The 25,854-nt window shown below is 63.9% G+C and carries 22 protein-coding genes; 4 read left to right on the top strand and 18 right to left on the bottom strand.

The window, feature by feature from the left end; genetic code table 11:
* Window position 1 precedes the first annotated feature (1 nt).
* The 3 genes from IT775_RS10025 to IT775_RS10015 all read right to left on the bottom strand — a co-directional run bounded on the left by IT775_RS10025 (window position 2) and on the right by IT775_RS10015 (window position 5,137).
* A complete protein-coding gene (locus IT775_RS10025; protein WP_212700968.1) occupies window positions 2-1,039 on the bottom strand; it encodes a UDP-glucuronic acid decarboxylase family protein in 1,038 nt (345 codons plus the stop codon).
* A 233-nt stretch (window positions 1,040-1,272) separates the two neighbouring features.
* Entirely contained in the window at window positions 1,273-3,645 is a 2,373-nt protein-coding gene (locus IT775_RS10020) for a sulfatase-like hydrolase/transferase (protein ID WP_212700967.1), read from the bottom strand.
* A 22-nt stretch (window positions 3,646-3,667) separates the two neighbouring features.
* The gene (locus IT775_RS10015) at window positions 3,668-5,137 is read right to left on the bottom strand and encodes a tetratricopeptide repeat protein (protein ID WP_212700966.1); all 1,470 of its coding nucleotides are present in this window, start codon (window positions 5,135-5,137) and stop codon (window positions 3,668-3,670) included.
* A gap of 201 nt (window positions 5,138-5,338) precedes the next feature.
* Between IT775_RS10015 and IT775_RS10010 the strand changes: the two genes are divergently transcribed.
* Window positions 5,339-6,511, top strand: coding sequence for a CapA family protein (locus IT775_RS10010; RefSeq protein WP_246525457.1), 1,173 nt, complete (start codon window positions 5,339-5,341; stop codon window positions 6,509-6,511).
* Here IT775_RS10010 and IT775_RS10005 read toward each other — a convergent pair.
* From IT775_RS10005 to IT775_RS09975, 7 genes are all read right to left on the bottom strand, one after another.
* Window positions 6,501-7,553 (bottom strand): sodium:calcium antiporter, encoded by a 1,053-nt coding sequence (locus IT775_RS10005; protein ID WP_212700965.1) that lies wholly within the window; start codon window positions 7,551-7,553, stop codon window positions 6,501-6,503. The two genes, IT775_RS10010 and IT775_RS10005, sit on opposite strands and share 11 nt — an antisense overlap.
* A gap of 75 nt (window positions 7,554-7,628) precedes the next feature.
* The gene (locus IT775_RS10000) at window positions 7,629-8,378 is read right to left on the bottom strand and encodes a TSUP family transporter (RefSeq protein WP_212700964.1); all 750 of its coding nucleotides are present in this window, start codon (window positions 8,376-8,378) and stop codon (window positions 7,629-7,631) included.
* A 169-nt stretch (window positions 8,379-8,547) separates the two neighbouring features.
* The gene (locus IT775_RS09995; protein ID WP_212700963.1) at window positions 8,548-9,948 is read right to left on the bottom strand and encodes a TRAP transporter large permease; all 1,401 of its coding nucleotides are present in this window, start codon (window positions 9,946-9,948) and stop codon (window positions 8,548-8,550) included.
* A gap of 11 nt (window positions 9,949-9,959) precedes the next feature.
* Window positions 9,960-10,592, bottom strand: coding sequence for a TRAP transporter small permease subunit (locus tag IT775_RS09990; protein ID WP_212700962.1), 633 nt, complete (start codon window positions 10,590-10,592; stop codon window positions 9,960-9,962).
* Between the two features lie 71 nt (window positions 10,593-10,663).
* A complete protein-coding gene (locus tag IT775_RS09985; protein WP_212700961.1) occupies window positions 10,664-11,677 on the bottom strand; it encodes a C4-dicarboxylate TRAP transporter substrate-binding protein in 1,014 nt (337 codons plus the stop codon).
* Between the two features lie 129 nt (window positions 11,678-11,806).
* Window positions 11,807-13,147 carry a sigma-54-dependent transcriptional regulator gene (locus tag IT775_RS09980; protein WP_212700960.1) on the bottom strand — a complete coding sequence of 447 codons (1,341 nt, stop codon included), beginning with the start codon at window positions 13,145-13,147 and terminating at the stop codon, window positions 11,807-11,809.
* On the bottom strand, window positions 13,144-14,994 hold the full coding sequence (locus tag IT775_RS09975) for a sensor histidine kinase (protein ID WP_343231127.1): 1,851 nt from the start codon (window positions 14,992-14,994) through the stop codon (window positions 13,144-13,146). Before IT775_RS09975 ends, IT775_RS09980 begins: the two co-directional genes overlap by 4 nt.
* A 27-nt stretch (window positions 14,995-15,021) precedes the next feature.
* Between IT775_RS09975 and IT775_RS09970 the strand changes: the two genes are divergently transcribed.
* The 3 genes from IT775_RS09970 to IT775_RS09960 all read left to right on the top strand — a co-directional run bounded on the left by IT775_RS09970 (window position 15,022) and on the right by IT775_RS09960 (window position 18,495).
* Entirely contained in the window at window positions 15,022-15,498 is a 477-nt protein-coding gene (locus IT775_RS09970) for an Lrp/AsnC family transcriptional regulator (protein ID WP_212700959.1), read from the top strand.
* A gap of 131 nt (window positions 15,499-15,629) precedes the next feature.
* Window positions 15,630-17,105 carry an NAD-dependent succinate-semialdehyde dehydrogenase gene (locus IT775_RS09965; RefSeq protein WP_212700958.1) on the top strand — a complete coding sequence of 492 codons (1,476 nt, stop codon included), beginning with the start codon at window positions 15,630-15,632 and terminating at the stop codon, window positions 17,103-17,105.
* Window positions 17,106-17,124: 19 nt separating this feature from the next.
* On the top strand, window positions 17,125-18,495 hold the full coding sequence (locus IT775_RS09960) for an aspartate aminotransferase family protein (protein WP_212700957.1): 1,371 nt from the start codon (window positions 17,125-17,127) through the stop codon (window positions 18,493-18,495).
* Window positions 18,496-18,676: 181 nt separating this feature from the next.
* On the opposite strand, the gene IT775_RS09955 is transcribed toward IT775_RS09960, so the two are convergent.
* The 8 genes from IT775_RS09955 to IT775_RS09915 all read right to left on the bottom strand — a co-directional run bounded on the left by IT775_RS09955 (window position 18,677) and on the right by IT775_RS09915 (window position 25,835).
* Window positions 18,677-19,069: a hypothetical protein gene (locus tag IT775_RS09955; protein ID WP_212701028.1), complete on the bottom strand. Its 393-nt coding sequence runs from the start codon at window positions 19,067-19,069 to the stop codon at window positions 18,677-18,679.
* A 197-nt stretch (window positions 19,070-19,266) separates the two neighbouring features.
* A complete protein-coding gene (locus IT775_RS09945) occupies window positions 19,267-19,695 on the bottom strand; it encodes a hypothetical protein (RefSeq protein ID WP_212700956.1) in 429 nt (142 codons plus the stop codon).
* Between the two features lie 195 nt (window positions 19,696-19,890).
* Window positions 19,891-21,066, bottom strand: a complete 1,176-nt coding sequence (locus IT775_RS09940; protein WP_212700955.1) for an acetyl-CoA C-acyltransferase — start codon at window positions 21,064-21,066, stop codon at window positions 19,891-19,893.
* 11 nt (window positions 21,067-21,077) lie between these two features.
* The gene (locus tag IT775_RS09935; RefSeq protein WP_212700954.1) at window positions 21,078-22,370 is read right to left on the bottom strand and encodes an ArgE/DapE family deacylase; all 1,293 of its coding nucleotides are present in this window, start codon (window positions 22,368-22,370) and stop codon (window positions 21,078-21,080) included.
* 13 nt (window positions 22,371-22,383) lie between these two features.
* A complete protein-coding gene (locus IT775_RS09930; RefSeq protein ID WP_246525455.1) occupies window positions 22,384-23,016 on the bottom strand; it encodes a 3-oxoacid CoA-transferase subunit B in 633 nt (210 codons plus the stop codon).
* A 7-nt stretch (window positions 23,017-23,023) separates the two neighbouring features.
* Window positions 23,024-23,716 carry a CoA transferase subunit A gene (locus IT775_RS09925; RefSeq protein WP_212700952.1) on the bottom strand — a complete coding sequence of 231 codons (693 nt, stop codon included), beginning with the start codon at window positions 23,714-23,716 and terminating at the stop codon, window positions 23,024-23,026.
* On the bottom strand, window positions 23,713-25,053 hold the full coding sequence (locus tag IT775_RS09920) for an aminotransferase family protein (RefSeq protein WP_212700951.1): 1,341 nt from the start codon (window positions 25,051-25,053) through the stop codon (window positions 23,713-23,715). The genes IT775_RS09925 and IT775_RS09920 overlap by 4 nt, the downstream gene beginning before the upstream one ends.
* 8 nt (window positions 25,054-25,061) lie before the next feature.
* Window positions 25,062-25,835 (bottom strand): amino acid ABC transporter ATP-binding protein, encoded by a 774-nt coding sequence (locus IT775_RS09915; protein WP_212700950.1) that lies wholly within the window; start codon window positions 25,833-25,835, stop codon window positions 25,062-25,064.
* Window positions 25,836-25,854: the final 19 nt, after the last annotated feature.

The raw sequence follows: 25,854 nt of genomic DNA, 5'->3' as shown, positions 1-25,854 counted from the left end.
ATCACGCAACCTGACCTTTCAGGCGTCGCTGCTTGCCGAGTTCATCGCGGAAATAGGCGATCGTCGGCGCCAGCCCGTCACGCAGCGCGATTTTCGGCGCCCAGCCCAGAAGCCGGCCGGCGCGCGTAATGTCCGGGCGGCGCTGCCGCGGATCATCCACGGGCAGGTCCTGATAGCTGATCCCGCAATCCGCACCGGTCATTTCCAGAACGATTTCGGCCAGTTCGAACACGGTGAATTCACCCGGATTTCCCAGGTTGACCGGATCGTCGATGGAGCCGAAATTATCCTCGGTTTCCATCAGCGCGGTCAGCCCGTCGAGCATGTCGGTGATATAGCAGAAGGACCGGGTCTGGCTGCCATCGCCGTAGATGGTCAGATCATCCCCTGTCAGCGCCTGCACGATGAAATTCGAAATGACGCGGCCGTCTTCGGGATCCATGTTCGGGCCATAGGTGTTGAAGATCCGGGCAATCCGGGTGTCGATCCCTTCCCGTTCGTGCATTTCGTGAAACAGCGTCTCTGCGCCGCGCTTGCCTTCGTCGTAACAGGCACGCGGCCCCACCGTGTTGACCAGGCCCCAGTAATTTTCGTGCTGCGGCGAAATATCGGGGTCGCCGTAGACTTCGGATGTCGAGCTTTGCAGAATGCGGGCGTTTTTCTTCTGGGCCAGTTCAAGCAGGTTGAGGCCCCCGATCACGGAGGTCTTGAAGGTATGCACCGGGTCGCGCTGATATTTTATCGGCGATCCCGGGCAGGCCAGATTATAGATCCGGTCGATCGGCCCGCCGATTCCGAAAGGTTCGATGACATCATGCAGAAAAAAGGCGAAGTTCGGATTGTCGTGCAATTCGGCGATATTTTCCTGCCGCCCGGTTTCAAGGTTGTCGATGCAGATCACCCTGTCGCCGTCGGCCAACAAGCGGGCACTGAGGTTCGATCCTATGAAACCGGCCCCGCCGGCAACAAGCACGGTACGTCCGTTTTCATAAGGGCGCATGGAAAGAAACCGCGGCCTGTAGATCTGCAATTCACTCATGCTCCACCATCACTACGCCCCGTGCCGCCCTGTCGCCGGATCTTTGTTCCGCCCGGAACGGCGGGTGGCATTCGGACACGAAAACATTAATAAAATTCGTACAATCATAATCTTTGATATGGCTCAAAATATAACATCCTGAGGATAAGACTTATCATTTTCGGGCCACAAAACAAAGAAAACATGTTCAATCCAAGCTCCCGGGATGCTCTTCAACCTCCCGTGGTGCTTGTTCATTTCTCGATCAACTCGGCGCTCAGGCAGCTCTGATCAAGGTCGAGATCGATCCGCATTCCGCCCTTTCGCCACAGATGGAAATAGTCCCCCGACACTTTCCCGGTTCCCTGTTCGAGCGACGAAAAGCGGTTGAAATAGTAGGTCGTCCCGGCAAAGCTGACCGAGCGGATGTAGAGATCGGTGTCCCCGGTCTGACCGTCGCCTTCCCATTCGTCGTTGAGAAAGAATATCTCGATCCGGCGCGGGCAGGCCCCGGCATTGACCGGCATGCGGAACGTGGTGAGCGCCGCGTCGATCTCGTCCCGGGTGACGGCGCGGTCTGCATTCGACGGCGCCGAAGTCAGCTTGAAGCCGCCGACATTTTCGCCGTCCAGCATGACCCAGCCCTCGGGTGCGGATTTGTAGCTGGTGCCCGTGGCGACGATCTCGATCAGCGAGGCGTCGGCCTTCTGTTGTTTCCGGGCGCCGGCCTGTTTCAGCAGCCAGTCGATATACTTGCTATGGGCGGACACCACCGCGCCAAGCTTGTCGCGGGCCGCCGAGGTCGCCGCCGGATCAGCGTCGGCAAGGTTGTTTTGTTCCTCTGGATCACTGGCCAGGTCGTACAGCGCCATTTCGCCGGAATGACCGTTATAGATGAACTTCTCGTCGCCTTCGCGGTAGCCGACCAAGAACCCGTTCCAGGGCGAAAAGAACAGAACGCCGTTCTTGCGGTTGTCGGCGAACACCGATTTTCCCTGCCAGGCGGACGGGATCGGGAACCCAAGAAGATCGGCGATCGTCGGACCGATATCGGCGATCCCCACGATCAGGTCGCTGCGGGTGCCATCGAACAGCTGCGGATTGATCAGCGCCATCGGGATGTGCACGTTTTCCTCGTTGATGCCGGCGGCGTGCACATAGGTACCGTGTTCGCCGAAGGCTTCGCCGTGATCGCCCAGCACCACGACCAGCGTTTCCTCCGCCAGCCCGCTTTCGTCGAGATAGGCCATCAGCTTGCCGAAGGCTTCGTCGCCGACCCGCAGCGCGTTGAGATAGTCGTTATAGGTTTCGTCCTCGACGTAATCCTGCGGGTCTTCGCCGGGGAAATAGGGATAATGGGTCATCCCGGTCCGGAACGCCAAGAAGAACGGGTCGTCGGGGCGCTTTTCGATCCATTTGACGATCTCGTCGATGGTGCACAGGTCGCTGGAGGTGTTGAGGTACTTGTCCGTCACGCTTTCGAATTCGTAGACGCCGGTTTCGCAATCCCAGTCGCGGTAATCGCCGATCTGGTCGAACCCGGTGGCCTGGACCAGTCCCTCGGTGTTCTGGAACCGGTTGTCGGAAGAATTGAAGAACGCCGTGCGCAACCCGTTCAGCCCCATCACCTCGGGCAGGTAGGTCGCGTCAAGATCCGGCCAGCTGGCCAGCATCGACACCGGCGACAGCTCCGGCGCGATGGCGGAGAAGATCGAGACCAGGAAATAGTTGGACGCCGGCACATGCGCATAGGCTCGATCGAAGGCGAGCGCATGCTTCAAAGACGCGGCCAGATGCGGCGTTACCGGCAGGGTCCCGCCCCACCCCTGCACCTGCTTGGCCGGTGTCGATTCATAGGCGAATACGATGGCGTTTCGGATCGGTTTCGCCGGTTCCGCCGGGCGCGGCAACGGATCGGCCGGACCGAATGGCATCTGGTAACCCGCATATTCGCCGCCCAGCCCGTCCAGTCCGCCTTCGCCCCCGAGCGAGTTGGCAAAGGCGACGATCGGGTTTTCCAGCCGGGCGGCGGCGACGTTGACCGGCCTGCCCTGCTGGGCAAAGCTGACGACGACGGTGAAACCCATCAGGCTCAGCATCATCAACGGTGTGGCCAATTGCCGGCGCCGCGCCATTAGCGCCGCGCCGCCCAGCAACGCCGCGATGGCCACCGCCCCGACCGCGATCACCTGCACGGTGACGAGGCGGCGCATGTAGTCCAGCGCAACGTCGGTATTGCCCAGGTCGGAATAGGCCAGCCATTCCATCGTCAGCGGCGCGCCCAGCATCCGCAAGGCCACCAGGTTGGCCAACCCCGCCAGCATCACCAGAACCGCCGTCACGGCGAACAGAAACGTGCACATCGAAGCGACGACCCGGTTCTCGAACGCCCGCACAAGGGCGGCGATCACAAGCGTCAGAACCAGCACGATCAGCCAGTCCTGGCCCAGCCCCCGCACCATCAGGCTCAACCCGTCGCCAAGCCCGGCATCGGCCAGCCCGTCGCGCAGCGCAAAGCCGCGCGCCAGCGCCAGGATCAGTCCCAGAACCGCTCCGGTCCAGAACACGAAGCGCAGGTTCCGGCCAGCGGCCGCGGGCGTGTTGTCCAAGGAGGAAATTGCGTTCATCTGGCCTGTCTTGCCTATTGCCCTATTGCGCCAACAAGGCCCCGATCACGTCGGGGCGCATCACGCTGTCATAGCAGGCTGCGGTCTTGTCGAGCGTGCGGCAGGCGATGTTGGTGGCCCGCAACGTGCTGCGCGTCGCGTAACCGTTGATCGGTCCCCGATACAGCCCTTCCTCGCGGAACCTTTGCTGCAGGATGTAGAAAGCCACGTTTTCATTGGCCTTGTACAACTCCTTGCCGAACCAGATCGATTTCAGATCGGGCCGCGCGGCATAAGCTTCGGCCACTTCCGCCCAGGCCTTGGGCACCCACGCCTTGGCCGCCGCAAGGGTAATCTCCAACTGCGCCACCGTCTTTTCGTCAAACAGGTCGCGATAGGTTTCCAGCGCCTCGGCCGCGTCCTCCGGCCTGCGGCGCAGGTTCAACCCGTTGCCATCGCGCAGAAGCCCGATCAGGAACCGGGCCGCCGCCGCATTGCCCGCATCGGCATCCTTGCGCAGGCGGGCGATGGTTTCGGGACCGCTGGCGCGCATGTTGATGCCCCACATGTTGCGGGTGGCTTCCAGCGCCGCGATACCCTCTTCGCCGGCCGCGTGCGCCTTTTCGGCAAAGCCATCGAACTTGGCCCGCGACCGACGGCCACCGCCGAGATAGCCGTACATCGCCCCATGCGCCAGCGTGACCCAGGCCTCGGTCGCACCCAGTTCCGCCGCGCGGGTCAGCATCGCTTCGGCGCGGGACCAGTCGCGCAGGCTCCACATCAGGTCTTCGCCATAGATCGCCAGACCTTCGCCATTGCCGTTTTCCGCCGCCGCTTCGAACAGTTCCAGCGCCCGCGCGCGGTCCTGTTCCAGCCCGATGCCGTACAGCATCAGTTCACCACGCGCCACGCGGGCCTTTTCGTCGCCTTCGGCAATCGCCTTGTCCAGCAATGCGCGGCCGCGTTCCACGTCGCGGGTCAGATCCCAGCCGCCCACCAGCTGCTTGCCCAGCACCCGCATCGCGTCGCGGTTGCCCTGCGACACCGCCTGTTCCAGCAGCGCTTGCGCCCTTTCGGGATCGGCGTCCATGCCGTTCCCCGACAGGACGGCCTGACCCAGTTCCACTTGCGCCCCGGCATGTCCCGCCGCGACCGCCTGTTCCAGCAGGGCAATCCCTCGGGCGACGTTCCGTTCCAGAATCCAGCCGTGCAGCAGGTGGCGGCCAAGGATCAACTGCGCCTCCGGATTTCCATCGGCGGCCGCGATTTCGAGAACGCCGCGCGCCTGCAGCCGGGCGGTCGGGCCGGGCTGTTTCCAGAGCAATATATCGGCCTGTTTAAGAACCGCCGGGGTTATGCTATCCGGCGCCACATCGACCTGCGCCGCGCCGGTATCGGTATCTGTATCTGTTGCCGTGGTGGTCTGGGCCGTGGCCGAAAACGCCCAGACGCCAAGGACCGCCGCGGCGATCATCGGTGTCCGGGTCAGAAAATAACCCGGTTTCCCGGTCACGGTTTTCCCCCGTGAGGTATCAAATGCACGCATGTGGCCCCCTTTCCGGCAGCCTGACCTGTCAGTTGGTAAACATATCTGTTCGCCCGGACAGGAACACACAAACTGTATTGGTTTTCTTTGACATAGCTCAATCACGCACCTGTCAAATCCGGCCCGCCCGTGGTGCGGCGCCGCCTAAAGGGCAGGAATGCGCGGCACTTGATACCCGTCAAGTCGGCCCCGCACCGGCTGCGCTATCCTTTTGGCATGACGATCGCGCCCCCTTCCGCCAACCGTATCCGGCTGTTCCTCGCCGGTGACGTGATGCTTGGACGCGGGATCGACCAGATCCTGCCGCAGCCATCCGATCCGGTGCTTTACGAAGGCTACATGCGTTCGGCCAAGGGCTATGTCGATCTGGCCGAACGACACTGCGGCAAGATCCCCGCGCCGGTGGCGGCCGATTATGTCTGGGGCGATCTGCTGAGCGATCTTGCCGATCGCGGCTGCGATGCGCGGCTGCTCAATCTGGAAACCGCCGTCACCACAGCCAGCCACCCGGCCCCGAAGGGCATCCATTACCGGATGCACCCGGGCAATATCGCGGCTCTGCAAGCGCTGCAGCCGGACGCCTGCATCCTGGCCAACAACCATGTGCTCGACTGGGGCCGCGAGGGGTTGCTGGAAACGCTGCAAACCCTGTCGCGGGCCGGGCTGGCGCAGGTCGGCGCGGGCGAAACCATTGAACAGGCCGAGGCGCCGCTGGTCATCCCGCTGCCCAACGGCCAGCGGCTTCTGTTACTGGCCTTCGGACGTTGGGACAGCGGCGTGCCCGACAGCTGGGCCGCCGGGCCGCTGATGCCGGGGGTGGCGGTCATGCCCGACCGGGCAGAGGACACCGCTGAAGTCGTCCGCGACCGGATCGATCCGGTGCGGCGGCCGGGCGACATCCTGGTGGTGTCGCTGCATTGGGGCGGCAACTGGGGCTATGACATCGCCCCGGAGGACCGGGCGCTGGCCCATGCGCTGATCGACGAGGCCGGGGCGGATGTCGTCTTCGGCCATTCCTCGCACCACCCCAAGGCGGTAGAGTTGCATGACGGCAAGCTGATCCTCTACGGCTGCGGCGACCTGATCAACGATTACGAAGGCATCGGCGGGCACGATGGCTATCGCCCCGCCCTGGCGCTGGCCTGTATCGCCGATCTGAACCCCGCCGACGGAACGCTTGTTGCCCTGTCGATGATCCCCTACCGCATCCACGCCTTCCGGCTGCAGCGCGCCGGGGACGAGGACGCGCGGTGGCTGGCCGGGCGCATGAACCGCGAATGCGGCCGTTTCGACGGCGCGGTCACACTGGCGCCGGACGGCACCCTGTCGCTCAGTTCATGAGGTAAAGACCCGCCAGCGAGGCAAGATAAACCCCCATCACCAGCCAGGAATCCAGCCCCGCGCCCAGCAGGTTCGGCGTACGGCGGATCAGGATTCCGGCGACATAGATCGCGGTCACCATAATGCCGGTGGCGATGCTGAACTGAGCGCTGGCGTCGGCCTGCGACAGGATCGGCCCCGGCTCATAGGCCAGGTCGGCCGGCAGGATCAGCGCCAGCATGATCAGGTTGCTGCCGAAGATATTGGCGATCGCCATCGTGTAGGCCCCGAGCCGCGCCGCCGCCAGCGTGGTGCTGAGTTCGGGCAGCGAGGTCGCGGCGGCCAGCAGGCTTGCCCCGATAAAAGATCCCCCCAGCGACGTCTTTTGCGCCAGCGCGTCGGCCGACAGCGCCAGAACCATGCCGGCCCCGAGGATCAGCAGGCTGAACAACCCGGCACGCAGGACCAGCACCTGTGTTCGGCATTCAGACAGCGTTCCATCGGCACGTTGGCGCGCCTTGCTTGGCCGGTCCTCGTCGGGTAGGTCGACCGGCGCCCAGCTCGCTTTCTGGTCGAAACCGCGCTGCAGGGCGATCACCACCGGGAAGCCCAGCGACAGGCAGATCGCGCCGATCCCCACATGAGAAAACAGGGCCCTGTCGCCGATGAAGGTCACCGCCAGCAAAGCGCTCAGCAAAACGATCAGCATCACCGCCACGAGCGCATGGGTAGGTTTGCGCGGCCACGACGTCAGCGCGTGGCGCACCGCGAAGAAATCGGCCACCGCCAGGATCGCGGTCTGCATGGTGATGCCGCCGAACATGTTACCCAGCACCAGCGCAGCGTTTTCCACCTGCGCCGCGGTGAAGGTGGTCACGATCTCGGGCAGTTCGGTGACGGTCGCGAGGAAAATCAGCCCGATGAATTCACGGGTAAGCTGCAACCGTTCGGCGATTTCGTCACCATACTGGGCCAGCCGCGTTCCGGAAATCCAGACCAGCAGCGCCGCCAGCAGGAACAGCGCAAGCACCGAAGGCATCGAATAGCCGGTCAGATCGGGCATCAAGGGTTCGTCCTTTCGCACCCGAGCAAGCCAGAGCAAGCCCGCGGAAGCAAGGCAAAATTCGTTTCCCCGCCGTTACAGGAAACTGCCTGCGCCCTGCCAGATCAGCCGCAGCGACACCAGCACGAGGATGATATCGAGCGCGCGCTTGAACCCCTTGTCGCCGATCCGGACCAGCACCTGCCGTCCCAGGATCGTGCCCAGAAGCCCGGTGAAAATCATCGCCGCGATGAAACCGATCCACGGCCCGAAATGAATTCCCAGGACCCCGAAGACCACCACCTTCAGGACATGTTGCAACGTCATGAACCCGGCATGTGTCGCGACATGCCGTTCGCGCGGCAACTGCAGCGACTTGGTGAAATTGGCGACGAAAACCCCGGTGGCACCAAAGAACATCGTCAGGAAACTGGAAATCGTGGCGGTCACGAAGGGCAACCGCGACAGCCAGGCCGGCGGGCGCGACAGAACGCTGAAAATCACGAAACCGCCGACACCGATCTGCACGATGGCGGGCGGCAGGTTGACCACCACCGATCCGCCCACCGCCGCGCCGAAACCGGTGCCAAGCGCGAAGGCGACGAAGGGTGGCCAATAGGTGTGCTTGAACAGGATCGCGGCGCGGAACACGTTCGATCCGAACTGGATCACGCCATGCACCGGGATCAGCGCCACGGGCGGAAGCAGGCTTGCCATCACCGCCAGCAGAAGCGCCCCGCCGCCGATCCCCAGCGAAACCGTGATGAACGACCCCAGGAAGGAGGTGGCGAGCAACACCAGCAGCACAAGGGGTTCGAACCCGCCGAAAAGCGCCTCTATGCTCATCTGTCACTTACCTCGCGATATCGGTATACATATGTATACCGATATCATCCCATCCCGCAATATCCCCTATCCGCCCCGCACATGCCTCCTAAAAGACAAACCGCCCGCCCCGGGGGGCAGGCGGTATTTTCCAATATTCAGGGCGAACTTCGCCTCGGGATGCGCGCCGTTACGCCTGCCCCGGCAGCCACAGCACGATGGCCGGGAAGGCAACAAGAAGCGCTATGGTGACGGCATCGGCTATGAAGAACGGCGTCACCCCCTTGAACACGTCCTGCACGCTCAGATCGTCGCGCACGCCCGCCACCACGAAGCAGTTCAGACCGATCGGCGGCGTGATCAGGCAAAACTCGGCCATCTTCACAACCAGGATGCCGAACCAGATCGCGCACATCGGGCCAGACATGCCGAAGGTGCTGTCGGCAGCGGACACGAATTCACCACCATTGAGCGCCATCACCGCCGGGTAGACCACCGGCAAGGTCAGCAGCAGCATCCCGATGGCATCCATGAACATGCCCAGAACGGCATAGGCCAGCAGGATGCAGATCAGGATCAGCATCGGCGACAGGGTGAGCGATGTGATCCAATCGGAAAACGCCGCCGGCAATTGCGCGAAACCGAGGAACCGGACATAGATCAGCACGCCCCAGATGATGGTGAAGATCATCACGCTCAGCTTGGCGGTTTCCAGCAGTGCATCCTTCAGTTCGGCCCAGCGCATGCCCTTGTAAAGCGCCATCAGGAACACCACGAAAGCCCCAATTGCACCGCCCTCGGTGGGCGTGCCCCAGGCATCGCCGCCGAACGGGTTGTAGACGAAGAAAATGATCGTCACGACGACAAAGACGATAGGAAGCGCCGGTGGCAGCGATACGAACCGTTCCTTCCAGGTGAAGCCGGTGACCGCAGGTCCGAAGCCCTTGATCGTCATCGCCATGCCGATGATCAGCAATCCGTAGATCACCGCCGAGAACGCGCCGGGAATGAATCCCGCCAGCAGCAGTTTGCCGACGTCCTGTTCGACGATGATCGCGTAGATCACCAGGATCGCCGAGGGCGGGATCAGCGACGCCAGCGTGCCGCCCGCCGCCACGACACCTGCGGCGAAGCGCTTGTCGTAACCGATCTTCAGCATCTCGGGGATCGCGATGCGGGCGAACACGGCCGAGGTCGCGACCGAGGCGCCGGACACGGCGGCGAAACCGGCGGTGGCAAAAACGGTCGACACCGCCAATCCGCCCGGCACCCAGGCCAGCCAGCGCTTGGCGGCTTCGAACAGCGCCTTGGTCAGACCGGCATAATAGGCTAGGTAGCCGATCAGGATGAAGGTGGGGATCAGCGACAACGCCTGGCTCGACACCTTGGAATGCGGCACCTGCCCGGCGGTTTTGACCGCGATGGTCAGCGCCTTGGCGAAACGTGCGCCGTCATAGTCGAACTTGGCCCAGAAGATCCACACCAGCCCGACCAGCCCGGCAAACCCGGCGGCAAACGCCACCCGCATCCCCAGCACGACGAGAACGAGAAGACCGCCGGAAACGGCAAGGCCAATATCAATCGGTTCCATATCTGTATTCCTTAATCGTCGTGACCCGAGACATGCTCGGCTTCCATCACCGCCTGTGTGGCGGCGTCGGCCACCATCGGCACGGCGACCGGGCGGGCGATATTTTTCACGAAAGCCTGGCCATAGGCCCAAAGCTGCAGCACCAGCCGCAGGCACAGCACCGAGAATGCCAGCGGGGCGAGCAGCTTGGCCGGCCAGATCGGCAACCCGATATCGATGGAACTGTCGCGGCTCCAAAGCGGGGCGGCGAAATCGAAGCTGCGCTGGAAATGTGCCCAGCTGCCCCAGACAAGCAGCACCATCAGCAACAGGACCGTGGCCGTGGTGATGAATTCCACCAGCCACAGCGCCCGCCCCTTCAGTGCGCCGACCAGCATATCCATGCGGATATGGCCGCCATCGCGCTGCGTGAAGGAAATGCCCATGAAGGCGATCAGCGGCATCGCCTGTTCGATCCAGTCAACGTAGCCCGGCAATGGCGCGTTGGCGATGTTGCGGCCACCGACCGATACCACCGCCAGCACCATCAGCGAAAACACCGCCAGCCCGCTGATCAGCGCCATCACGCGTTCGAGTTTGTAAAGGGTCTGGTCAAGCGCGCTCAACCGGCTGTCGTCGGACAGCACGAGGGATGATCCGGCCATAATGGTTCTCCGCAGGATGTCTGAAAACCGTCAGCCCTGCGCCCGAAGGGAACAGGCACAGGGCGACAGGGTCACTTGCTTTGGGCAGCAATCATGCCGGTGACAAGATCATAGAGTTCCTGGGCGGGCAGGCCCCGCGCAGTGTTGTCTTCGATCCAGGCCTGTGCCGCGGGTGCCGCGGCGGCGTCCTTGAACGCGGCGACTTCTTCGTCGCTGAAGGTGATGCGTTCGATCCCGCGCTCGTCCAGCGCCGGGCCCCAGGCGTCCATCGTCTTGGTCTCGTAGAAATCCACGTAGTAATCCAGCGCTTCATCGACCGAGCCCAGCAGCGCCTCGCGCTGGTCATCGGGCAGGTCGTTCAGCGCGTCGGTGTTCACCACCACCGGGCAGTTCACCGTGCCGGGGTTCAGGTTGGTGGTCCACCAGGCACCGTTCTCGACCGTACCGAAGGACATGTGGGCGTGCGGCGCGAAGCTGACCGCCTTGACGATGCCGCTGTCCAGCGCCTGACGCACTTCGGAGGCCGACATCGAGGTCGGTACAGCGCCGATGGTTTCCATCGCGGCGCCGATACCGCCGGTGGCGCGCACGGTCAGGCCCTCGAAGTCTTCCAGCATCGTCGGGGCGTCCCCGACACCGACAAGGTTGTATTGCGGCAGCGGCGACGGCATCAGCAGGGTAGCATTCCAGCGCGCCAGATCGGCGACGACCGCCGGATGCTGGTACACCGCCAGCGACATTTCGATTTCCTGCTGCAGTGACGACACGCCGAGGAACGGCAGTTCCAGGACGGTGATCGAGGGGTTCTTGTCGCGGTGATAGCCGGCGCAGAACTGCGCCATCTCGAAGGCACCGATTGAAATCCCGTCGAGGTTTTCCTTGTTCTTCGACAGGCCGCCATAGCTGATGTTCAGGGTGAATTCGCCGTTGGTCTTTTCCGAGACCAGCTCGGCCAACTTTTCGACATGTTCGGTAAAGGCGCGGCGCTTGCCCCACAGCGACACGTTCCATTCGGTCGCCATCGCTTCGGTTGCAAAGGCCAGCGACAGGGCGGCGATCGCCGTCCGGTTCATAAGTTTACGCATTGGGCTCCTCCCAGAGACTTTGGTCTTTTCCAGATGAGCGCAAGCATCCGCAAACGGATGCGGCTTGCCTATGAAGGAAAATGCATGGCGAAGAGCGGCAGCCCTGCGGATTTCCGCAGGGCATTCCGATTACAGCAAGGCGTCCTTGTCGAGCCCCAGCTTGACGATCTTTTCGTTCAGCGTGCGCCGCCCGATGCCCAGGGCTTCGGCGGCGGCGTCCATCCGGCCCTCATGGGCCTTTATCGCCTTGCCGATGACTTCACGCTCGAACGCCGCCACCGCTTCGCGCAATGTGCCGGGCACGTCTTCGATCTGCTGATCGGCGCGCATCGCCTGCGCCATCGACCCGGTGCCGCGCCGTGCCGCCAGCACCCGCCGCTGACACGCATTGCGCAGCTCGCGCACATTGCCCGGCCAGTCATGCGCCAGCAGCGCCGCCAGGTCATCCTGCGTGATCGCGGGGACCGGCGTTTCGTAGATCCGGGCGTAATCCTCGAGGAAATGCGTCACCAGCAGCGTCAGGTCATCGCGGCGCTGCCGCAATGGCGGCAGGGACAGCATAACCGCGTTCAACCGGAACAGAAGATCCTGCCGCAACCGGTTTTGCGCGACGGCCTGTTGCACGTCTTCATTGGTGGCCGAAATGACACGGAACGCGACGGGACGCGGCTGCGCGCCACCCACCGGCAGCACCTGCCGATCCTCGATCACCCGCAACAGCTTGGCCTGCACCGGCAAGGGGCAGGAACAGATTTCATCCAGAAACAGTGTCCCGCCCGAAGCCGCCACCAGCCGCCCGTCCGCTTCGCCCGCCACGCCGAACATTTCCGCCTCAAACGTGTCGGGCGACAGCGCGGCGCAGTTCAGCGCCAGGAAGGGCGCGTCCGGATCGGCGCCCAGATCGTGCAGCGCGCGGGCCACCAGTTCCTTGCCGGTGCCGGTTTCGCCCTCGATCAGGATCGTTGCGTCGGTTTCGGCCAGGTCGAGGATATCGCGGCGCAGTGCCGCCACCGCATCGGTCTGGCCCAGCAGGATACGGTCAAGCCCGGAGAGTTTATACAGCCGTTCCTTCAGCCGCTCGTTGCTTTGCCGCATCCGGTGCCGTTCGGCGGCATGGGTGAGGATGGTCAGCAACCGTCGCGGCTCGTAGGGTTTTTCGACGAAACTATAGGCGCCGCGCTGGATCGCCTGCACCGCCATCGGGATATCGCCATGGGCCGAGATCAGCACCAGGGGCGGCGCGCCGTTCGTGCCCAGGCTGTCCAGCAGGTCTAGCCCCGACATGCCCGGCATCCGCACGTCGGACAGGATCACGTCGGGCAGCCCGCCTTTCAGGATATCGGCGACCTGGCTGGCGCGCGCCACCGCCTCGGCGCGCCAGCCGGCGGCCTCCATCAGGTCGACCAAGGATTGGCGCATCGATTTGTCGTCATCCACGATCAGAATGCTGAAGGGGGAATTCGCGATCATGCCGGGTCTTCCTCCGGGTTGTCTTCGGGGAAAGTCACGCGGAACACGGCGCCCCCGTCGTTGCGGTTGCGGGCCGTCATGACCGCACCGTGATCCTTGACGATGCTGGCGGATATGGCCAGCCCCAGCCCCATGCCCCGGCCGCTTTCGCGGGTGGTGACGAAGGGTTCCTGCAGCTCGGCCAGTGTCGCCTGTCCCAGCCCGTGACCGTTGTCGCGCACCTCGAACCAGCTTTCGCCGCCCGTCTGGCCGACCTGCGCCCGGATCTGCGGTTCGGCACTGTCGTCGACGGAATCCACCGCATTGCGCAACAGGTTGGTCATCACCTGTTCGATCCGCAGCCGGTTGCCGCGCACCTGCACCGGGGCCTCCGGCAGCTCCACCCGCAGATCGGCGTTGATCTCGGCCAGGTTCGGTTCGACCAGCGCCACCGAGGCCCGCATAGCATCGCGCAGATCAACCGCGTCGAAGGCTTCGCTTTCCGAGCGGGCGAAGAATTTCAGCTGCCGGGTGATGCCTTCCATCCGGTCGACCAGCGCGCCGATCCTGCCGGTCAGCCCGCCCGCGTCCCGACCGCCGATTTCGGCCGCCGTCAGGTGGTTGCGCATCGCGGCGATCGGCTGGCCCAGTTCATGGGTGACCGAGGCCGCGAGCTGCCCAAGGGCGGCAAGGCGGCTGGCGCGTTCCAGTTCGTCCTGGGTCCGTTTCAGCCGCCGTTCGGCGCGGCGGCGATCCTCGATCTCGCGGGCCAGCCGCTTGTTGGCCTCGCGCAGTTCGGCCTCTTCGCGTTCCGACCGCGCCAATGCGGCCCCGACCCGGCGGGCGCGCTGAATCTGGTAAAAGATCAAGGCCAGCCCGGCCGCCAGCGCCAGCAAGGCGGTGACCAGCCAGGCCCGGGCCACCGCGCGGTCATCGGGCGCAAAGTAGTGTAACGCCCAGCCATGCGGCAGATCTGTGGCGGTCAGGTGCAGCCGTTCCTCCCCCGCGATCCGCACCCTTTGTTCCGTCAAGTCCTGCCAATCCAAGGGATCAAGCGCCTGTCCCGGAAACTGCCGTGCCGCGACGATCCTATCCCGCTGATCCGCGGAGAGCGGGGACAGCACCCGGTATTGCCAATCCGGGTCCGACGACAGCAGGACAACCCCGTCGTCATTGGCCAGGAACACCTGTTCGCCGGACCCGCGCCAGCTTTGCTCCAGACCGGACAGGTCGATCTTGATCGCGATGACGCCGGCCACAGCATCGCCCGCCCCGTGCACCGGGTCGGCAATGAAATAGCCCGGCAAACCGGTGGTCGCCCCGATGGCATAGAACCGGCCCTGTTCCCCCTCCATGGCAGTGGCGAAATAAGGGCGGAAAGCGTAATTCTGCCCCACGAAACTGCTGGGCTCGGCATGGTTCGACGCGGCGATCGTCGAACCGTCCGTGCCCATCAGGTAAATCGCGTCCAACCCGGCCCTTTCGGTGAAATCTTCAAGCCGCGGATTCAGATCGCCGGTACCGCCACCGGCGGCGGCAGCGATCACGAAGGGATCACGCGCCAGAACATAGGAGAGATGCGAAAACCGTTCGAATTCGGCCCGGACCGAGCTTTGGTAAAGCGACAGACGCCCCCCGGCCCTGGCCAGTTCCTCGGACCTGAAATAGCCATAGGCTCCCCTGAACACGCTGGTCGCGATGACGAGCGTGGCAAGGACCGGCGCGATATAGGACAGCCTGCGCATGACCTTCGATTGGCCGCATTCCCGCGCGAAGGCAAGGGAATAGTTAGCACCTGCCCCCGCGCCAGTACCGATGCCGGTGCCGTTGACATGGACCGCGGCTTGCTTTCTGTTGCGCCAGATCACCGAAAGCAAAAGACAGCCCGAACCACGATGGCAAGAAGCCCGAAACTCGACAGCTACGATTTCGCCATCCTGCGCGCGTTGCAGGATAACGGCCGGATGACCAAGGTCGCGCTGGCCGAAGCGGTGAACCTGTCGCCCAGCCCATGCTGGGAACGGTTGAAAAAGCTGGAAAAATCCGGACTGATCACCGGCTACCGCGCGATGGTCGACATCCGCCGCATCGCCCCGGTGACGGAAGTTCTGGTCGAAATCACCCTGTCGGGCCACAAGGCCGAGGATTTCCGCCGGTTCGAGGCGGAAGTACAGGCCCGGACAGAGGTGCAGGCCTGCTGGGCGCTTGGCGGCGGGGTCGATTACCTGCTGCGGCTTGTGGTGTCAGATGTCGATGCCTATCAGCGCTTCATGGACGATCTGCTGGATGGCAGCGCGGGGATCGAACGCTATTTCGGCTATATCGTGACCAAGACGGTGAAAAACACCGCCGACCCGATCCCCGAACACTGATCCGATATTTCTTCTGCCCGAGGGCGGAATTTCGAAAAAATCCTCTGCTTTGGGCCCTCAGAACAGCCCCAAACACCGCCCCTCCGGCGTTAGCTTTCCCGTAACGCATCGCAGGAAAACGGAGGGCTGCCATGAAACAGGATCGGATCGTGACCGGGGTCGATATCGCCGACCCCAAGCTGTTTCGCAGCTTTTCCTATATCGGCGGCAAATGGGTCGCCGCGTCCGACGCCACCACCCTGCCGGTGACCAACCCGGCCGACGGATCGCTTGTGGGCGAGGTCGCCCGCCTGTCGGCCGCGGAAAGCGCCGGCGCAGTGGACGCCGCGCAGGTGGCCTTTGCCGACTGGGCCGGGCGTCTGCCGCAGGATCGGTCAACCATCCTGCGCCGCTGGTTCGAATTGATCGTTGCCAACAAGGAAGACCTGGCGCGGATCATGGTCGCCGAACAGGGCAAGCCCCTGTCCGAGGCGCGCGGCGAAATCGATTACGCCGCCGGGTTCGTGGAATATTACGCCGAGGAAGCCAAGCGCCCCAATGTCGAGGGCGTCACCAGCCACCTGCCCGATGCCGAGGTCGAACTGTGGCTGGAACCGGTGGGCGTGGTCGCCCTGATCACACCGTGGAATTTCCCCACAGCGATGCTGACCCGCAAGGCCGCCGCCGCACTGGCCGCCGGCTGCACGGTCGTCGCGCACCCATCCTCGGAAACGCCATATTCGGCGACCGCGCTGGCGGAACTGGCCGAACGCGCGGGGTTCCCCGCTGGCGCGTTCAACGTCGTTACCGGTCAGGCGTCGACGGTGGTGCCGCCATGGACCTCAGACGCGCACGTGCGCGCCCTGTCCTTCACCGGTTCGACCGAGGTGGGGCGCATCCTCTACCGCGACAGCGCCGCCACGGTGAAGAAACTGGTGATGGAGCTGGGCGGCCACGCCCCGGTCATCGTCTTCAAGGGCGCCGATCTGGACCACGCGGTGGCCGAGGTGATCAAGGCCAAGTTCGCCACCTCGGGACAGGATTGCCTTGGCGCCAACCGCATCTTCGTGGAACGGCCCATCTACGACGACTTCTGCGCCAAGTTCGTTGCGGCGACCAAGGCGCTGAGCGTCGGGCGGGGCTTCGACGATCCCGATATCGGGCCACTGATGAACGAAAAGGCCGTCGCCAAGCAGGAAGAACACGTCGCCGACGCGCTGGAGAAGGGCGCGAAACTGGCCTGCGGCGGCAAGCGCCACACTTTGGGGCCGCTGTTTTTTGAGCCCACCGTGTTGACCGACGTGCCCGACAATGCCGCGATCATGCGCGAAGAAACCTTCGGCCCCGTCGCCCCCATCGCCCCCTTCGATACCGAGGAGGAGGTGATCGCCAAGGCCAACGACACCGAATACGGGCTGGTCGCCTATGTCCACAGCCAGGATCCGCGCCGCATCTACCGCCTGTCGCGCGCGCTGCAATACGGCATGGTGGCGGTGAACCGCACCAAGGTCACCGGCGCGCCGATCCCGTTCGGCGGCACCAAGCAATCGGGGCTGGGCCGCGAAGGGGCGCGGCTGGGAATGCAGGAATTCATGGAACTCAAATACATCTGCCGGGATTGGGGATAGAAAAATGAAGGACAATGAAATGCTCAGAAACGATCAGATGGACGCGTGGGACCGGGAAAACTTCTTCCACCCCTCGACCCATCTTGCCGAATTCGCGCGGGGCAATCTGCCCAACCGCGTGGTGACCGGCGGCAACGGCTGCCATATCGAGGATCGCAACGGCAACCGGCTGCTCGACGCGTTTTCCGGGCTTTACTGCGTCAACGTCGGCTATGGCCGGCAGGAGATCGCCGAGGCGATCGCGGATCAGGCGCGCGAACTGGCCTATTACCACGCCTATGTCGGCCACGGCACCGAGGCGTCGATCACGCTGGCCAAGATGGTTCTGGACCGCGCGCCCGATCACATGTCCAAGGTCTATTTCGGGCTTTCGGGCTCGGACGCCAACGAAACCAACATCAAGCTGGTCTGGTATTACAACAACATCCTCGGCCGCCCCGAGAAGAAGAAGATCATCTCGCGCTGGCGCGGCTATCACGGGTCGGGATTGATGACCGGGTCGCTGACCGGGCTGGACCTGTTCCACCGCAAGTTCGACCTGCCGCTGACCCAGGTGATCCATACCGAGGCGCCGTATTACTATCGCCGCGTCAACCTCGACCAGAGCGAGGAACAGTTCGTCGCCCATTGCGCCGCCGAGCTGGAGGCGCTGATCGAACGCGAAGGCGCTGACACCATCGCCGCCTTCATCGGCGAACCCGCGCTTGGCACCGGCGGGCTGGTGCCGCCGCCCGCGGGCTACTGGGACGCGATCCAGACCGTGCTGAACAAGCATGACATCCTGCTGATCGCCGACGAAGTGGTGACCGGGTTCGGCCGGCTGGGCAGCATGTTCGGGTCCGATCACTACGGCATCAAGCCCGACATCATCACCATCGCCAAGGGACTGACCTCGGCCTATGCGCCGCTGTCCGGCTCGATCCTGTCGGACAAGGTGTGGAAGGTTTTGGAGCGCGGCACCGACGAAAACGGCGCCATCGGCCACGGCTGGACCTATTCGGCGCATCCGATCGGGGCCGCCGCCGGGGTGGCCAACCTGAAGCTGCTGGACGACTTGAGGCTGGTCGACAACGCCCGCGACATGGGCGCCCATTTCAAACAGGCGCTGATCGACGCGGTCGGCGATCACCCTCATGTCGGCGAGGTGCGCGGCGAAGGTTTGCTTTGCGCGGTGGAATTCGTCGAGGACCGCGACAGCCGGACCTATTTCGACCCGTCCCGCACCGTGGGGGCTAAGGTGAACGCCGCGCTGCTTGACCGGGGCATCATCAGCCGCGCCATGCCGCAAGGCGACACCCTCGGCTTTGCGCCTCCTTTCTGCCTGACCCGGGCCGAAGCGGAGGAAATCGCCGCCAAGCTGGGCGATGCCGTCAAGGAAATCCTCGGCTGAGGCGCCAAGACCACACAGACAGTTCACCAACGAAAACGGGGCCCCGAAAGAGCCCCGTTTTTCATTTATTTTCAAACTACTACGCGGACTAACTCATTCATCACGCCAAGCCCCGGAGCGCGCCATGCCATCCACCGGTCAAGCAGCCGGGACAACGCGCCAGCGGTCGCCGGCGGACATGTCACAGCCCGGCCATGAACAAATGTTGGAGAACGGAAAACTCTTCGCGGCGCGGTCTGTTCGGGTAAAAACACTCATCGGCTTCGCGCTGCTGCACCGCGTTCAGAAGGGCCGCGATTTCCGTACGGCAGGATCCTCGTTTGGTCCCCGCTTGCGGCGGCCATAGACTATGCGCCAATAAATATTTTTTATCAATAAATTGAGAGATATAATTAATGTGCAACCTGAAGCGCGGACACGGCACCGGGCCGGACCGCGGGCACGGGCTGAGCCGGGCATCACCTCGAAGCACACCCTGACGAACACCATCAAAACCACTGGTATCATTGATAAATTCACGATCCGTCCTCGAGGGCTCGCCAATCTCGCATAGCAGTTGGTTGAACAGCGCCACCGGCCGTTCCAGCGCCCCGAGGCGCGCGTCGTTTCCTTCGGCACGTCGCGGGTGGGGTTGTCGATATCGATCAACACCACGTCGGGGGGAATGCGCGGGGTCCGCAACACGTCTTGCCCCCGCATCGGCGGCCGGCCTTCACGCGCCGGGGTATTCAGGTTTCCACGGTGGCAGGCACGGCCGGCCCGGTTCCCGTCTTACGCGCTGCCCGAAAACGTAATCGCGGCCGAGACAAGAACGATCACCAGGCCGATCCGGACAATCCAGGCCAGCGTCGACATGACCTTGGCCCGGGGCGGAGTTGCGGCCCGCATCGATCGCAGCATTTCGAGATTGGTGCCGAGCGACGCCAGCAGGATCGCGGCGGCGGCGACGAGCTTCACGTGAAAGGCCAAGCCGGTCGGCAACCCGCCATGGATCGCATGGGCAAGGGCGTAGCCGCTGATCCAGAGCAGGGTCACGGAAATCAGCGCAAGCAGCCCCATGAAGCGCAACGATTGCACCACTTCGGCACTCGGCCTTGCGCCCTTGCGGGCGTGCACGCTCTGGATGATCCACCCGCCTGCCCCGATGCCCCCCGCGGCCCAGAGCGACAGGAAGTGAATGGTTTTCAGGACGACAATCATGGTGATCTCCCTTGCTACCTTTGGCCGGGCGGGTAAATCCGCGCCCCGGCCCGATGGTCATCTGCGCGGCCCGTGCTTCACATTGACGCAGGCAGTGACGTGTTGTCCACAGGTCTGCACGGGATCAAGGAGATGGAAACGAAGAGGCATCCGTGCCGCTTCCGGGCGGATGCCACGTTTTGGCAATCCCCCCGTTCAGAGGATTTCGAACAGCCCCGCCGCGCCCTGACCGCCGCCGATGCACATGCTGACCACGCCATAGCGGACACCGCGACGGCGGCCTTCGATCAGCACGTGACCGGCCATGCGGGCGCCGGACATGCCATAGGGGTGACCGATGGAAATCGCCCCGCCGTTGACGTTCAGCCGGTCGTCGGGAATGCCCAGCTTGTCGCGGCAATAAAGCAGCTGCGAGGCGAAGGCTTCGTTGATTTCCCACAGCCCGATATCGTCGATCCCCAGACCGTGGCGTTCCAGCAGGCGTGGGATGGCGAAGACCGGGCCAATTCCCATTTCCTCGGGCGCGCAGCCGGCCACGGCGAAACCGCGGAAGATGCCCAGGGGTTCCAGCCCGCGCCGTTCCGCTTCGCCCGCCTCCATCAGCACGCAGGCCGAGGCGCCGTCGGACAACTGGCTCGCATTGCCGGCGGTGACGCATTTATCCGCCCCCAGCACCGGTTTCAGCCCCGCCAGCCCTTCCAGCGTCGTGGATGGTCGGTTGCATTCATCGCGTTCGATCCGCACCGCCTGTTCGCTGACCACGCCGGTTGCGCGCTCGGTGATCAGCTTGACCGCCTCGACCGGCACGATTTCGCCGTCGAACCGCCCGGCCGCCTGCGCGGCGGCGGTGCGCTGCTGGCTTTGCAGCGCATAGGCATCCTGCGCCGTGCGCGACACGCCGTAGCGTTCCGCCACGACCTCGGCCGTTTCGAGCATCGACAGGTAGTAATTGTCGCCCACGGCCGGATCGCGGTAGCGGTGGCCATTCCAGTGTTCGTTCTGGACCAGCGAAATGCTGTCCAGCCCGCCCGCCAGCGTTACCTTGGCGCCCTCGGCCGTGATCGCGTGCGCCGCGATGGCGATGGCGTTCAACCCGGCGGCGCATTGCCGGTCGATCGTCGCCCCCGCCACGCTGTCCCGCAGGCCAGAGGCCAGCGCGATATGGCGCGCGACGTTCACCCCGGCGCTGCCCTGCGTCAGCGCCGACCCGAAGGTGACGTCCTCGATCTCGCCCGTCTCGATCCCGGCGCGTTCTACCGCCGCGCGGACCGCAAGGGCGGCAAGGCTGGGCGCTTCGAGGTTGTTGAACGCGCCGCGATAGGCCTTGCCGATGGGTGTGCGTGCGGTGGAAACGATGACGGCCTGTTTCATGTCCATGTCCTTCAGAGGGATTCGAGTTGGCACCACCGGGCGATGAACAGCGCCGTGGTCTGGGTAACGCGGCGCACGCTTTCCAGATCGACCCGTTCATTGAAGCCGTGGATCGCCTCGGCCTTGGGGCCGTAAACCAGCGCGGGCGTGTCGGCATAAAGCCCGAAGAACCGCGCGTCGGTGGTGGCCGTTATCGACACCTTGTCGAGTTCCCCGCCAGTCACCGCGCCATGGGCCAGTTCCAGCGCCGAAATCGCCCGTGTCGCGGTGTCGCTTCCATCCTCGGCCAGGGCGTATCCTTCGGCCTGGAAGCCGTTATAGATCACCTGCGGCATGTTGTTGCGCAGGAATTCGTTCTTTTGCGCGGCGTCGGTCAGCACGGTTTCGATTTCCGCCTTGGCGGCGTCGATATCCTGCCCCGGGAACAGCCCCATGCGCACGTCGAACACGCACCAGGCGGGCACCGAACTGGTCCAGTCGCCGCCCTCGATCTTGCCGACATTGAGGTTCAGCGGGTGATGCACATGGCCGTATTCCGGGTGCTTGGCCTGATCGGTGTTCCAGCGCGCCTCCATCTCGTGCAGGGCGGCGATCAGCGGCACGGCGGCCTCGATCGCGTTGGCGCCGCTGCCGGCATAGGCCACGTGGGTAGGCAGCCCCTGCAGGTGCACCTGGAACCACAACACGCCGACCTGCGCGGTCACAAGGCTTTCGGCGAAGGGTTCGGGGATCAATGCAGCATCGGCGCGATACCCGCGCTGCAGGCAGGCCAGCGCGCCGTTGCCGGTGCATTCCTCCTCGACCACCGACTGGAAATAGACGTCCGCCGCAGGCGCGAAACCGCAATCGCGGATCGCATCCAGCGCGAACAGGTTCGAGGCCAAACCCGCCTTCATGTCGCCCGCGCCGCGCCCGTACATCCAGCCGTCATCGACGCGCGGGTCGTAGGGCGGCGTGTCCCACATGTCGAGCGGCCCTTCGGGCACCACGTCGATATGGCCGTTCAAGATCAGCGACCGGCCCTTCCTGGTCGCGCTTTCATGCGCGCCGACGACGTTCACGGCCTCTTCGTACGTGCCGATCACCGGGGAAAAGCCGGGCATGTGGCGGATGTCGTCGACGTCGATTTCCCAGCGGTCGACTTTGTAGCCGCGATCCGCCAGTTCCGACGCCATGAAATCCTGCGCGCCCTGTTCGTTGCCGCGCGTCGAAGGATGCGCGGTCAGTTCGCTGAGGAATTCGGTCTGCGCATCGAAACGGGCATCGACGGCGTTCAGGATGCGGGTTTGCAGGTCTTTATCCATGGGATCACTCGGCTCAGAAAACGGGAATTTCGCCCTCGGGCAGGATCAGCGGCGCGCCGGTGGCCTTGATCACGTCGTCAACCGCCAGCCCGTCGGCGATTTCGCGCAGGGCAAATCCTTCGGGTGTGACGTCGATCACGGCCATGTCGGTGAAGATCCGGTCGACGCAACCGGCGGCGGTCAGCGGCAGGCTGCAGCGTTCGACCAGCTTGGGCTTGCCCTGCCGGTCGGTATGGGTCGACAGCACCAGAACCCGGCGCGCCTTCTGCGCCAGTTCGATCCCGCCGCCCGCACCGGGGGAAAACCGCCCCGGAATCTTCCAGTTCGCCAGATCGCCGTTCTGGGCTACCTCGAACGCACCCAGCATGGTCATGTCGAGCCGCCCACTGCGCACCAGCGCGAAGGACGCAGCGCTGTCGAAAAAGGCGCTGCCCGGTACGGTCGACACATAGGCGCCGCCGGCATCGATCAGGTTGCGGTCGGCCTGCTCAGCGGGCAGCGTCGGACCGATCCCCGACAGGCCGTTTTCGGTATGCAGGCAGACCGGGAAATCGGCGGCCAGGTGGTTCACCACCCTTGTCGGCAACCCGATGCCCAGATTGACCACCATGCCGGGGCGGATTTCCCGCGCGGCGCGGGCGACCATTCTTTCCTTAGCGCCGGACAATGTCATACTCCTCGCTCAGTTCGCCCAGTTCCACCACGTGATCGACGAAGGGACCCGGCGTATGCACCTCGTCGGGGGCCACGCCGCCAAGCGGCAGCACCGTTTCGGCCTCGGCAATGACCAGGTCAGCGGCCATCGCCATCATCGGATTGAAGTTCCGCGCCGTGGCGCAGTAGCCGAGATTGCCGAACACATCCGCCTTTGCGGCATGGACAAAGGCGGCGTCGGCACGCAAAGCGGTTTCGATCATCGCGGGTTTGCCATCGATGTCGACCGTCGCCTTGCCCCGGGCCAGTTCCGTGTCCAGCCCGATATCGGTGACGATCGCCTGCAATCCCGCCCCGCCGGCGCGGACCCGTTCGGCCAATATGCCCTGGGCGCAGAATTCAACCTCGATCTCGCCGTCGTTCATCATCTGGATGGCGCGGGGATTGAGGCCGATATGGGTGGTGATCAGACGTTTCACCCGGCCTTCGGCCAGCAGGTGATCGACCCCGAGCCCGGTTTCGTTGGCGTCGTTCTTGATGATGGTCAGATCGCGCTGCCCCTGCCGCAGCAGTTCGCGGATCAGCGCAAACGGCGTGCCGGGCACGCCGAAACCGCCCAGCATGACGGTGGCACCGCTTTCGATCTGCGACACCGCCTCTTCCATCGAGGTTGTCTTGTCGGGCAGTCTCATGCCGCGCTGTCCACGTCCAGCCCGGCCTCGGCCGCGAACTTGTCCAGCGCGCGAGTCAGGCCTTGCATGATTTCCTCGATCCCGTCCTTGCCGATGATCATCGGCGGGCAGACCAGGAAATGATCCCCCTCGAGCCCGCCACGGGTACGGCGGGAATAGATGATCAGCCCCTCGTCATAGGCGATGTCGACCAACCGCTGAAACGCCGACAGGCCCTTGGGCAGCGGGGCCATCGTGGCCCGGTCCGAGACCAGTTCGAACGCCAGCAGCAATCCCTTGCCGCGCACATCGCCAATGAAGGGATAGCGGTCCATCAACCCGGACAGCCGCGATTTCAGCAGATCCCCCATCGCAGCGGCGTTGGCGATCAGGTCGTTGCGCTCGATCTCTCCGATCAGCGCCAGCCCCGCGGCACAGGCCAGCGGGTTGCCGGCATAGGTGTGACCGTGCTGGAAACCGCCCGTTTCCAGCACCGCCTCGACCATGTCGCCGCGCGCGATCATCGCGCCAAGCGGCACGTAACCGCCGCCGAAGCCCTTAGAGATCGAAATCACATCGGGTTTGACGTCCCAGTGTTCGGCGCCCCAGAACCTGCCGGTGCGGCCGCCGCCCGACATCACCTCGTCATGGATCAGCAGGATGTCGTAAGCGTCGCATATCTCGCGGATGCGCTGCATGTAGCCTGCCGGCGGCACCAGCGCCCCGGTCGAGGCGCCACCGACCGGTTCGACGATGAAGGCCAGCACGGTTTCGGGGCCTTCCTCGATGATCTTCTGTTCCAGCATGTTGGCATAATGCAGACCGGTCGCGGGATCGTCGGCGTTCAGCCCGTCAAGATAGGCACGCGGCGCCGGGATTTTCGGCATCTCATGCATCATCGGCGCGAACGGCACGGTCAGCGGGTCGTATCCGGTCACCGCCAGCGCCCCCAGGGTCGAACCGTGGTAGGACGGCATCCGCGAAATCACCTTGAACCGGCTGCCCTGCCCGATGGACAGCTTGTACTGGCGCGCCAGTTTCAGCGCGCTTTCCACCGCTTCCGATCCGCCGGAAACGAAGAACACCCGGTCCAGCCCCGCCGGGCTCAGTTCCGCGGACTTGGTGGCCAGTGCCTCGGACGCCTCGGTCTGGAAGTGCAGCCGGTAACCGAAGGTCGACTTGTCCATCTGTGCCCGCATCGCGGCCAGAACCGCGGGGTTTGAATGGCCAATGTTGGACACCATCGCACCCGACGACCCGTCAAGGTAACGGCGCCCGTTCACGTCATACATGTAGATGCCTTCGCCCCGTTCCAGGAACGGTCGCGGCGATTTGGACTGATAGAAGAGGTGGGACATTCTGCGGCTCACTTGTTGGCGTCGGCCAGATGTTTGCGAAGGAAATTCTTGGTGCGTTCGTTCTGCGGGTTGCGGAACATCACCTCGGGCGGGCCTTCCTCGACCACCACGCCCTGATCCATGAACAGGACCCGGTCGCAGACGCTTTCGGCAAACCCCATTTCGTGGGTGACGATGATCATCGTCATGTGTTCCTCGGCCAGCGCCTTCATCACCTGGTTCACTTCCTCGACCAGTTCCGGGTCGAGCGCCGAGGTCGCCTCGTCGAACAGCATCACCTTGGGTTTCATCGCCAGCGCGCGAGCGATCGCGACGCGCTGTTTCTGCCCGCCGGACAGCTGCGACGGGTAGTAATCGATGCGTTCGATCATCCCGACCTTGTTGAGCTGTTCCTCGGCCAGCTTGTTGGCTTCCTCGTCGCTGATCCCTTTCAGCAGCTTCGGCGCCAGCGTGATGTTTTCACGCACGGTCAGGTGGTGAAACAGGTTGAAGTGCTGGAACACCATGCCGATGTTCTGACGCACCTGGTTGATGTGCTTTTCATACTGACGATGCGGCAGCGTCTTGTTGACCTGGGTGTCCTCAAGCCAGACCTCGCCGCCCGACAGCGGATCGAGGTCGTTGATCGCGCGCAAAAGCGTGCTCTTGCCCGATCCCGATGGTCCGATGATGGCGACGATTTCGCCCCGGTGGACCTGCAGGCTGATATCCTTCAGCACCTCAAGAGCGCCATAGCTCTTCTGCGCATGACGGATATCGACGAAGGGTTTCTGTTCGGTCATCTGTATAATCTCCTTCGGC

This window comes from Thalassovita aquimarina (genome assembly GCF_018219815.1).
Lineage (GTDB): Bacteria > Pseudomonadota > Alphaproteobacteria > Rhodobacterales > Rhodobacteraceae > Thalassobius > Thalassobius aquimarinus.
The sequence above is the reverse complement of the archived record's forward strand: the minus strand, read 5'-3'. Positions and strand labels throughout refer to the sequence as shown.

Bases quoted from the DNA above. Each gene is read 5' to 3' on its own strand.
- IT775_RS10025 (WP_212700968.1), bottom strand. From the start codon at position 1,039: ATGAGTGAATTGCAGATCTACAGGCCGCGGTTTCTTTCCATGCGCCCT.
- IT775_RS10000 (WP_212700964.1), bottom strand. From the start codon at position 8,378: ATGAGCATAGAGGCGCTTTTCGGCGGGTTCGAACCCCTTGTGCTGCTG.
- IT775_RS09915 (WP_212700950.1), bottom strand. From the start codon at position 25,835: ATGACCGAACAGAAACCCTTCGTCGATATCCGTCATGCGCAGAAGAGC.
- IT775_RS09960 (WP_212700957.1), top strand. From the start codon at position 17,125: ATGCTCAGAAACGATCAGATGGACGCGTGGGACCGGGAAAACTTCTTC.
- IT775_RS09940 (WP_212700955.1), bottom strand. From the start codon at position 21,066: ATGAAACAGGCCGTCATCGTTTCCACCGCACGCACACCCATCGGCAAG.
- IT775_RS09980 (WP_212700960.1), bottom strand. From the start codon at position 13,147: ATGATCGCGAATTCCCCCTTCAGCATTCTGATCGTGGATGACGACAAA.
- IT775_RS10020 (WP_212700967.1), bottom strand. From the start codon at position 3,645: ATGAACGCAATTTCCTCCTTGGACAACACGCCCGCGGCCGCTGGCCGG.
- IT775_RS09990 (WP_212700962.1), bottom strand. From the start codon at position 10,592: ATGGCCGGATCATCCCTCGTGCTGTCCGACGACAGCCGGTTGAGCGCG.
- IT775_RS09930 (WP_246525455.1), bottom strand. From the start codon at position 23,016: ATGGTCGCCCGCGCCGCGCGGGAAATCCGCCCCGGCATGGTGGTCAAT.
- IT775_RS09920 (WP_212700951.1), bottom strand. From the start codon at position 25,053: ATGTCCCACCTCTTCTATCAGTCCAAATCGCCGCGACCGTTCCTGGAA.
- IT775_RS09970 (WP_212700959.1), top strand. From the start codon at position 15,022: ATGGCAAGAAGCCCGAAACTCGACAGCTACGATTTCGCCATCCTGCGC.
- IT775_RS09935 (WP_212700954.1), bottom strand. From the start codon at position 22,370: ATGGATAAAGACCTGCAAACCCGCATCCTGAACGCCGTCGATGCCCGT.
- IT775_RS09925 (WP_212700952.1), bottom strand. From the start codon at position 23,716: ATGAGACTGCCCGACAAGACAACCTCGATGGAAGAGGCGGTGTCGCAG.
- IT775_RS09985 (WP_212700961.1), bottom strand. From the start codon at position 11,677: ATGCGTAAACTTATGAACCGGACGGCGATCGCCGCCCTGTCGCTGGCC.
- IT775_RS09965 (WP_212700958.1), top strand. From the start codon at position 15,630: ATGAAACAGGATCGGATCGTGACCGGGGTCGATATCGCCGACCCCAAG.
- IT775_RS09995 (WP_212700963.1), bottom strand. From the start codon at position 9,948: ATGGAACCGATTGATATTGGCCTTGCCGTTTCCGGCGGTCTTCTCGTT.
- IT775_RS10005 (WP_212700965.1), bottom strand. From the start codon at position 7,553: ATGCCCGATCTGACCGGCTATTCGATGCCTTCGGTGCTTGCGCTGTTC.
- IT775_RS09945 (WP_212700956.1), bottom strand. From the start codon at position 19,695: ATGATTGTCGTCCTGAAAACCATTCACTTCCTGTCGCTCTGGGCCGCG.